The organism is Longimicrobium sp., assembly GCF_036280135.1.
Lineage (GTDB): Bacteria > Gemmatimonadota > Gemmatimonadetes > Longimicrobiales > Longimicrobiaceae > Longimicrobium.
The window spans coordinates 1-8,048 of sequence record NZ_DASURI010000766.1 but is presented as its reverse complement, the minus strand read 5'-3'; the positions used below and the strand labels follow the sequence as shown (position 1 = coordinate 8,048).

Below are 8,048 nucleotides of genomic sequence, written 5' to 3'. Positions count from 1 at the left end.
TCGGCGCATCCGGGTGTGGCTCCGGTTCGGGTGACTTGGTCTCGGCAAAGAACAAGTTACTCCGTTCACTTGAGTTTCACATCCGGATGCGCCTTCTTTCGCCCCTTTAGCCCCTCATCCGAGTTTCCGGATGAGAACTAGACTACACTGGTGAGGATAGAGGGACGCGCCTCTTCGGGCAAGCACTACTCCGACGCCTCACAATCACCCGGCCCATCACCTCTCGCACGAACGCTCTTCCGAGGAGCGAATCAATCGTCGCCGCCGTGGCCCTCACCAGTTGCTGCGACACAACCTGCACCGGGACTCCGCCATGATCGGGATGGTGTCGGCAACCCACCTCACACTAGAGACATCGTGCGGGTGAGAAGCTGACGCAGGCAGCCTCACGCCCAAACGCCCCATACGGCTCGTGGTAACGGATGGCGAAACGAAGACACCCAGGCATGAAGGAGAATTCGCGCATCCGGTGGCGAGACCAAGGCGGACAGCTGCGCGCGTATGCCGACTTGCGCGATCTTGGCGGCCGGCAACGTGCGCTGATCCCCCGAGGGGAAACCCGGGCGACGACGGACCCAGAGATAGCAGAGCATTTGCTGGTGCAGAGGATGCACACCCTGCTGGACCAACGGCGCGACAAGGTCCTGCTGGGGCTGGATCCGGATGCAGACCTGGCTGAATTCGCCGATCACCACCTCAGAGCAAAAGCCAAGTCCGGGGAGTACTTACAACAGTGGCTGACCATCTCACGAACATACCTGGACCGAGCGATCGCCTACTTCACTCAGCACCAGTACGCGACGGAAACCAACGCCGAGCCGGAAGCACGTCCGCGGAACCTCGCTACCATCAGCGTCGTGGACGTGGGGGGATTCGTCGACTGGCTCGCGACGCAGCCCAACGGCCGGGGCGGCGTGCTCGGGCCGGCGTCCAGGCGACTCCACCTCAGCGCCCTTAGCGGCCTGTTTCGAAGAGCCATCAGCGAGGGCAAGCTGCCGATCGGCAGCAATCCGGTTTCTGCACTGATCGATAAACCTAGAGCCCCCAAGAGTCAGACATCATGGCTTGAGGTTGGCGAGTTGGCGCTGCTGCTTGAAAGCGCCAGAGCCCTCACCGACCATTGGAGCGCCACAGGCCAGAAGGGACTGCCGACGTTCGCGTACGAGTTCCTGGCGACCTTCATCCTTACAGGTGCCCGAGAAGGCGAAATCCGCCGACTACTGGTGACCCAACTAGACTTCGACTCCCTCTCGGTCTACATCCCGGGAACGAAGACCGATGTTTCAGAGCGCACGATGCCGATGCACCCGCAGCTCGCGGAAATCCTACTCCCGCACGTGCAGCGACTCGGACGAAACGATGGGCTCGTGTTCACGACCGCATCGGGCGCACCTGTAGGCGACTGGCGGAAAATCCTGGACGCGATCGCCACGCGCGCCGGCTTTCCGAAGGGCCAGATCAGAACGCGCGTGTTCCGGACCTCCTACATCACGCACCGGCTCGCCTGTATCGACCAAGGCGCACCGATCGACCCGTACCAGGTGGCTCGGGAAGTCGGGCACTCGTCGCTCGCCATGATCATGAAGGTATACGGGCGCGTTCAGCGGCGCCGGGTGAGGATGGAGGAACTCGCGTTCCGAACGGAGGTGATCGGGCCTCACCTCCAATCGCGGCTGCAGGCGTTGTACTCCCCGCCCCCTCCAGCAGAACGGAAAGGGGCGGCTGAGGCGGCTATGTTGGTCCAGGGATTCCTGGCTGCCACCGCCCGAATGACAACTGGGGAGATCTGTACCGCTACTGACATCCCGAGGGCTACGGTGAATCGAATTCGAGCGGGCAAGCAGGCGACGATCCAGGGCAAGACCAAGTCACGGATGATTGACTTCCTTCACAGACTCGGCGAACCTTCGGCCGTTTCGGATCCCAGTCGCAAATAACGTAGAGCCAGCAAGGTGAAACCTCACGTGCGTAGAATTCTAAGGGTCCGATTTTTAGGCTACCGCGCCTGTGACTGTTCTTGTGACTGTTTTCCTCCCCATCTAGCCAAACAAGACAAAGGCCACACAACGCAAATCGTTGTGTGGCCTTGCTTTATGTGCGAGTAGCAGGGGCGGGGCTCGAACCCGCGACCTCACGATTATGAGTCGTGCGCTCTGACCAGCTGAGCTACCCTGCCGACCTCCGACTAAACCGGGCCGGCTCTTGCGAGCCGGCCCGATCTACATAGCGGGGGCGGGATTCGAACCCGCGACCTTCGGGTTATGAGCCCGACGAGCTACCAGGCTGCTCCACTCCGCGTCGATGCACCTAAGATAGTGGCTCGCCGAGATACCGTCAACCCTTGGCCGGGCAAACGCATGCATCCAGCCGGAAGCGGAAAGCCCCGCCTGACGACGCTTCGCGTCGCCCCGCGGGGCTTCAACTACCTGATCTTCGGCTCCGGCGCACGGCGCCCTGCCTTCGCTGGGGCAGTCCGCGCAGGCGGACTTTGTGCCTTTCCAGCGGCGAATTCATGCGCTCGGCGCGGGCTCGGCGTCGAGTCGCTTCCCTCGCCCGATCGTCACGCCCCCGCGATCCCCGTCCTGCCTACTCCCCCGCCCCTTTCGGATGCGGCGCGGCGGAATCCACCGGGACAAAGCGGTACAGCAGCTCGCCGTCGCGGATCATGCCAAAGCGTTCGCGGGCAATGCGCTCCACCTCGGCATCGTCCTTTTCCAGCCTGCCGGCCAGCGTGCGCAGCGAATCCACCTGCCGCCGCGTGTCGGCCAGCCGCGCCTCGGCGTCGCGCCGCTCGTTCCGGAGCCGCACCAGGTGGAACGCCGAGTACTCGCCCCCCCACAGGGCGTAGTAGCCGGCCAGCGCCAGCACCCCGCCCGCCAGCAGGCGGCGCCCGGTGCCGGGCTTCAGCGCCACAGGCCGCGCCCGGGGTAGCGGGCGCCGTCGCCCAGGTGCTCCTCGATGCGCAGCAGCTGGTTGTACTTGGCCACGCGGTCCGTGCGGCTGGCGCTGCCCGTCTTGATCTGCCCCACGCCCGTGGCCACGGCCAAGTCGGCGATGAAGGTGTCCTCCGTCTCGCCCGAGCGGTGCGACATCACGGCGTTGAAGCCGGCGCGGCGGGCCATCTCGATGGCCTCCAGCGTCTCGGTGAGCGTGCCGATCTGGTTGACCTTGATGAGGATGGCGTTGCCGATCCCCTGCTCGATGCCGCGCGCCAGCCGCTCCGTGTTGGTCACGAACAGGTCGTCGCCCACCAGCTGCACCGTGGAGCCGATCTCCGTCGTCAGCTGCTTCCAGCCGTCCCAGTCGTTCTCGGCCATGCCGTCCTCGATGGAGCGGATGGGGTACTTCCGGGTCCACTCCGCGTAGAACTGCACCATCTCGGCGGGCGTCTTTCGCTCCTGCGTGCTCTTGTAGAACACGTAGCCGTCCTTCTTCCACATCTCCGACGAGGCCACGTCCAGCGCCAGCACAAGGTCCTCGCCCGGGCGGTAGCCGGCCTGCTCGATGGCCTGCAGGATGATGGCGAGCGCCTCCTCGTTGTCCTTGAGGTCCGGCGCGAACCCGCCCTCGTCGCCCACCGCCGTGTTCTTGCCCGCCTTGCTGAGCACCTTCTTGAGCGAGTGGAACACCTCCGTGCCCATCCGCAGCCCCTCGCTGAACGACTCGGCGCCGACGGGCATCACCATGAACTCCTGGAAGTCCACGTTGTTGCTGGCGTGGGCGCCCCCGTTCAGGATGTTCATCATGGGGACGGGCAGCAGGTTGGCCATGGCGCCGCCCAGGTAGCGGTACAGCGGCAGGCCGGCGTCCTCGGCGGCGGCGCGGGCGGTGGCCAGCGACACGGCCAGCAGCGCGTTGGCGCCCAGGCGGCCCTTGTTGGGCGTGCCGTCCAGCTCGATCATCGTGCGGTCCACGGCCACCTGGTCATAGGGGTCGTAGCCCACGAGCGCCTCGGCGATCTCCTCCTCCACGTTCTGCACGGCCTGCAGCACGCCCTTGCCCAGGTAGCGGTCCTTGTCGCCGTCGCGCAGCTCCACGGCCTCGTGCTCGCCGGTGGAGGCGCCGCTGGGGACGGCCGCGCGGCCCACGGCGCCGCTGGACAGCAGCACGTCGGCCTCGACGGTGGGGTTGCCGCGGGAATCGAGGATCTCCCGGGCCCGGACCTCCTGGATGATCGACATGTACTCGGACGTTCAGGCGAAAGGGGGTGAAAAGCGTGCAGGTACGCGGCGGAACGTAGGTTGGGCGCGTCGGTGTGTCAATCGTGGCGATGCTTTGCGGGCGCGACGCAAAAAGGCCGGCGGCATCCCGCGCCGCCGGCCCCGTGTCACCGTCCGTCCCCGCTCACTCCGGCGGATAACAGGTCTTGGCCGGGGGACAGGTGTCGCCAAAGCACGTGTATTCGCCGCAGGTGGGATCATACAGCGTGGGACGCGGGTCGCAGCCGCCACAGGTGTACTCGACGGTGTTGCAGGCCACGCAGGTGCCGCAGTCCGTGGGGGTGCAGGTGAAGTTGCACGAGGCTTCTTCGGTCAGGTCGTTGCCATGCACCGTCCCGCGAGCCGCCGCCGGGGCGCTCACGGGTTCGAACGACTCAACGGCGAGATCGTCCAGGCTGAGGTTGAGCTTGCGCATCTGTTGCTCCGGAGAGAAGCGTGCGTGGGGACGGGGATGTCCCGTACTGCGGGCGAGCGAACGCTAGCAGGGCGATCCCATTCCAACAAGACGCATCCGTTCACTTGCCGAGACGTCCCAATCCACTCGCGACCAGGCTTCCTTACCGGGCCGGCGGCAGGTCGAGAACGATGCCGGGCAGGCCCAGGCCACTCTCCGACGGCGCGGGCTCCAGCAGCGCGTTCGGCAGCGCGTCGGCCACGTCGCGGGGGATGAGGCCACGGCCCCGGCCCGCCAGCTCCGCCGCGCGCCCGGCGAAGTACAGGCCGGCGCCGGCCGCGTCCGCCGGTTCCATGCCGCGCGCCAGGAACGCGCCGATCACGCCGCTCAGCACGTCGCCGTTGCCGCCCGTGGCCAGGCCGGCGTGCCCCGCCACGTTCACCCCGGTCGGTCGGCCGGGCGCGGCCACGAGCGAGGGCGTGCCCTTGAGCAGCACGGCGCAGCGAAAGCGCTCCGCCGCCTCCGCCGCGGCAGCGAACGGGTCCGCCGTGATCTCCGCGACCTCCTTGCCCAGCAGCCGCGACAGCTCCCCCGGGTGCGGCGTCAGCAGGAGCGGACGATCGCCCACGTCGTCGCGCAGGTCCGGATGGCGGGCCAGGAGCGTCGTGGCATCCGCGTCCAGCAGCATCGGCGCCTCGCCGCCGCGGGCGATGGCGCGCAGCAGGGCCCGCGCGTCGTCGTCCGTCCCCATCGCGGGTCCCGCGACGACGGCCTTCGATCCCGCCTGGAAATCCGCCTCCAGCGTGTCGCGGTCCACGTACAGCGCCTCGGGGAGGGCCGTCTGCAGGATCTGCCGGTTGGCGCCGGGCGAGACGAGCGCCACCATCCCCGCGCCCGCCCGCAGCGCGCCGTAGCCCGCGAGTACGCAGGCGCCCGCCATCCCCCCGTGCCCCGCGACGATGGAGACCTTGCCCATGGATCCCTTGTGCGCGTTGGGCGGGACGGGCGGCAGGGCGGCGTGGGCCCACGCGGGCGTCAGCAGGTGCGCCGCCGCGCCGTCCTCCGCGAGGGGCGAAAAGCCGATCTCCACGGCGAGGATGCGCCCGGCCATCTCCCGCCCGGGAAAGAGGAGCAGCCCCCGCTTGGGCGCGCCGAAGGTGACCGTCACCTCCGCGCGAACGGCCTCGCCCTCCGCCCGCCCGGTCGTCAGGTCCGCGCCGGAGGGTCCGTCCAGCGCCACGACCGGCGATCCGCTCGCGTTCATCGCCGCGATGGCATCCGCGTACGCGCCGCGGGGCGCGCCCGTTGCTCCCGTGCCCAGGAGACCGTCCACGATCACCCCCGCGCCGCGGAACGCGTCCGTCCGCCGGTCCGTATCCACCGAATCCACCGTCCAGCCGTGCAGCAGCGCCGCGTCCGGCGTCCGCGATCCGACCTGCACGGTGGCGACGTCGCGCCCCCACGCCCGCAGCGTGCGCGCGACGACCATCGCGTCGCCGCCGTTGTTGCCGCTGCCCACGGCGCAGACCACGCGTCCGCGGGGGTACAGCCGGTGGATGACGGCGGCGGCCGCGCGCCCGGCGGCTTCCATCAGCACGGCTTCTGGGACGCCGAGGGACTGGATGGCGTGCGTGTCCCAGGCGCGCATCTCGTCCGCCGTGAGGACGGGGACGCGCGCGGCGCCGTGGAACGGATCGGTGGACGGAGCGGGCATCGGCACGGACGTGGGGGAAAAGACACCGGCCCACGGCGCGTCGGGGCGCCGTGGGCCGGGGTTCATCTCACGAAAGGCGGCTCACTTGAAGCTCTGGCCGATGGTGCGGCCAAAGCTGATCTCGCCATTGTCGATGCGGATGTTGAAGCCGCAGTCCGGGTTGGTGCACACCCACGCCTTGTAGGTGATGGGTGCCCCGTCGCGGCCGTAGTCCGACAGCGGAACGAGGACGCCCTCGTTGCACTTTTTGCACTGCGGATACTCACGTTCCTCGGCCATATCCTGCCCTCCCCTCCCCTCATGGGTTCCTCACCGGGCATGCCAAAGGCCTGCCCCCACACACGGGCATACCAGGGCGCCGCAAGCCCTGTTCCATATACGTGCGCCCAAAGGCGCGCGAATGCAAGGTGTTGGGAGTAACGTGCCGGGAAACGCGGGGGGTCAGCTCTGCAGCTGGCGGGGCGCGCACCAGGGATAGTCGCGCTCGAACGCGTCGCTGAAGGCGAACACGTCGCAGAACTCGTCCACGCAGTCCCCGTCCTGCTTTACGAGCACGCCGCACTCCACGAGCGCGAATACGATCTCGCCCAGGTCGCGGGTGCTGCGGATGCCCCAGAACTCCAGGACCGAGCGGGCCATGAGGCCAAAGCGCTCGATCGCCAGGTCGCGGCATCCCTCGGCCAGCTCGCGGCCGCTGATGTGACGTGCCTCGCCTACCCGCTCGATGGTGTAATGCAGGGCTGCAAGGATGAAGAGGTACGCGGTCTCGTTGTACGCGGGGTTGCGTTTCCTCAACCGCTCCATGATGGGCTCGGCGAGCACGGCTCCATCCATCCGTGTGTCTCCTTCAGACTTCCGGCAGAGCAGACCGGCCGCGGGAGGACGGCCGGGCGATAGGGGGTGTCGCGGCAAAGGGGCCTCGCCACGGCGAACGTGCGTAGGAATACGCCGATCAGGGGTCCGCGTTCCGATAAAGTACGACTTCCCCGTTCCGCGCCGGCGTCACGGCCCCCGCCGTACCCTCCCGCAGCTCGTCCGTAAAGGCCTCCACGGCCGCGTGCGGCACCGAGACCAGGACGATCCCCGCGTCGCCGGAGTCGGCGTATCCGTGCTCCACCTGCTCGGCCCCGGCGCGCTCCAGGGCCCGCATGACGGCGGCCGTGTGGGCGTAGGGATAGGTCACCTCCAGCCGCGCCGCCTCCACGCCGATCCGCCTGGGCGCCGCCGCCAGCGCCTGCGCCGCCGCGTCGCCGTACGCGCGTACCAGCCCGCCCACGCCCAGCTTGGTGCCGCCGTACCAGCGCGTGACGATGACGATGCAGTCCGTGAGGCCGGCGCCCTCGATGGCGGCCAGAATGGGCGCGCCGGCGCTGCCGGAGGGCTCGCCCGCGTCGTTGGCGCGGCGAATTCCTCCGCGGACGACCCACGCGGAGCAGTTGTGCGTGGCGTCCCAGTGCAGCTTCTCCCGCTTGGCGAGCACGGCGCGCGCCGCGGCCTCGCTGTCCGCCGGGGCGGCGAGGGCCAGGAAGGTGGAAGCCTTTTCGCGGAACTGTGCCTCGGCGGAGGCAGCGAGCGTGGTGAACACCGGAGCCGAAGTAAAAGAAACAGAATTCTCACGCAGAGGGAGCAGAGTACTGCAACTGCTTTTGTAGTACTGCTGCCTCTGCTCCCTCTGCGTGAGAAATAATCCGTAGAGCCTGAACGCGCGACGGCCCGGCCT

8 protein-coding genes and 2 tRNA genes are annotated in these 8,048 nt (G+C 68.2%); 1 reads left to right on the top strand and 9 read right to left on the bottom strand.

The window, feature by feature from the left end; genetic code table 11:
- Positions 1-446: 446 nt before the first annotated feature.
- Positions 447-1,937 carry a tyrosine-type recombinase/integrase gene (locus VFZ20_RS24820; RefSeq protein ID WP_329686650.1) on the top strand — a complete coding sequence of 497 codons (1,491 nt, stop codon included), beginning with the start codon at positions 447-449 and terminating at the stop codon, positions 1,935-1,937.
- 165 nt (positions 1,938-2,102) lie between these two features.
- On the opposite strand, the gene VFZ20_RS24815 is transcribed toward VFZ20_RS24820, so the two are convergent.
- The 9 genes from VFZ20_RS24815 to VFZ20_RS24775 form a co-directional block, all read right to left on the bottom strand.
- Positions 2,103-2,176: transfer RNA gene (locus VFZ20_RS24815), tRNA-Met, on the bottom strand.
- A 48-nt stretch (positions 2,177-2,224) separates the two neighbouring features.
- Positions 2,225-2,298, bottom strand: a tRNA-Met gene (locus VFZ20_RS24810).
- Between the two features lie 288 nt (positions 2,299-2,586).
- Entirely contained in the window at positions 2,587-2,913 is a 327-nt protein-coding gene (locus tag VFZ20_RS24805; RefSeq protein ID WP_329686649.1) for a septum formation initiator family protein, read from the bottom strand.
- On the bottom strand, positions 2,904-4,181 hold the full coding sequence (gene eno / locus VFZ20_RS24800; protein WP_329686648.1) for a phosphopyruvate hydratase: 1,278 nt from the start codon (positions 4,179-4,181) through the stop codon (positions 2,904-2,906). The genes VFZ20_RS24805 and eno overlap by 10 nt, the downstream gene beginning before the upstream one ends.
- 163 nt (positions 4,182-4,344) lie before the next feature.
- Positions 4,345-4,635 (bottom strand): hypothetical protein, encoded by a 291-nt coding sequence (locus tag VFZ20_RS24795; RefSeq protein WP_329686647.1) that lies wholly within the window; start codon positions 4,633-4,635, stop codon positions 4,345-4,347.
- 142 nt (positions 4,636-4,777) lie between these two features.
- Positions 4,778-6,328 carry an NAD(P)H-hydrate dehydratase gene (locus VFZ20_RS24790; RefSeq protein ID WP_329686646.1) on the bottom strand — a complete coding sequence of 517 codons (1,551 nt, stop codon included), beginning with the start codon at positions 6,326-6,328 and terminating at the stop codon, positions 4,778-4,780.
- 81 nt (positions 6,329-6,409) lie between these two features.
- Positions 6,410-6,607, bottom strand: coding sequence for a hypothetical protein (locus VFZ20_RS24785; protein WP_329686645.1), 198 nt, complete (start codon positions 6,605-6,607; stop codon positions 6,410-6,412).
- Positions 6,608-6,769: 162 nt separating this feature from the next.
- Positions 6,770-7,162, bottom strand: coding sequence for a Minf_1886 family protein (locus tag VFZ20_RS24780; protein WP_329686644.1), 393 nt, complete (start codon positions 7,160-7,162; stop codon positions 6,770-6,772).
- Positions 7,163-7,280: 118 nt separating this feature from the next.
- The gene (locus VFZ20_RS24775) at positions 7,281-7,913 is read right to left on the bottom strand and encodes a YigZ family protein (RefSeq protein WP_329686643.1); all 633 of its coding nucleotides are present in this window, start codon (positions 7,911-7,913) and stop codon (positions 7,281-7,283) included.
- Between the last annotated feature and the right edge of the window lie 135 nt (positions 7,914-8,048).

Coding starts and splice junctions, on each gene's coding strand:
- VFZ20_RS24790 (WP_329686646.1), bottom strand. CDS start 6,328: ATGCCCGCTCCGTCCACCGATCCGTTCCACGGCGCCGCGCGCGTCCCC.
- eno (WP_329686648.1), bottom strand. CDS start 4,181: ATGTCGATCATCCAGGAGGTCCGGGCCCGGGAGATCCTCGATTCCCGC.
- VFZ20_RS24795 (WP_329686647.1), bottom strand. CDS start 4,635: ATGCGCAAGCTCAACCTCAGCCTGGACGATCTCGCCGTTGAGTCGTTC.
- VFZ20_RS24820 (WP_329686650.1), top strand. CDS start 447: ATGAAGGAGAATTCGCGCATCCGGTGGCGAGACCAAGGCGGACAGCTG.
- VFZ20_RS24780 (WP_329686644.1), bottom strand. CDS start 7,162: ATGGATGGAGCCGTGCTCGCCGAGCCCATCATGGAGCGGTTGAGGAAA.
- VFZ20_RS24785 (WP_329686645.1), bottom strand. CDS start 6,607: ATGGCCGAGGAACGTGAGTATCCGCAGTGCAAAAAGTGCAACGAGGGC.